Source organism: Brevibacillus sp. YAE8 (assembly GCF_057543335.1).
On record NZ_BAAIYG010000159.1, the window covers coordinates 1 to 534 of the forward strand.

General features: G+C 45.1%; 1 protein-coding gene. It reads right to left on the reverse strand.

What is annotated here, in order from left to right; all coding sequences use genetic code 11:
• On the reverse strand, positions 1-396 hold a 396-nt coding region (locus AC27IT_RS28145), incomplete at its 3' end, for a precorrin-6A/cobalt-precorrin-6A reductase (RefSeq protein WP_487092314.1).
• Positions 397-534: the final 138 nt, after the last annotated feature.

Consider the following 534-nt stretch of genomic DNA (forward strand, 5'->3'; position numbering starts at 1 on the left):
TGTTGTCAGCATAATAACTCCTTTTTTCTGAGCCGCTACTTCAGCTGCTTCTTCGTACGTGGAAACCATCGTCATATTGTCGTAGGTGAAAGCCTGTGAAGCCCGCTCATAGCGTACGTAAGGAATCGATGTTTCAGCAGCTGCGCCGATAGCGTTTTTAGATGCTTCTTCGGCAAAAGGGTGACTTGCATCCACAATAGCTTTTACACGATGTTCGTTTACAAAATCGATCATATCTTCTTGTGTGAGACGTCCAATTTTCACTTTCACTTCTGCTCGCTGTAATTCGATTGCTGCATTGTCGGTTACAACCGTCGCCGTAACGTCGTAACCTTCTTTTTCCACTTGAACGGCTAATGCACGTGCATCGCTAGTTCCCGCTAACAATAAAATCATTTTAACTCGCCGACCTTATCTTCATGGTGGTGATGGTCATGATGGTGATCGTGGTGATGGTGCCCGTGATCGTGATCATGATCGTGATGATGATGGTGATCAATATGCTCCATAATGCCGAGGCGATATTGACATGTA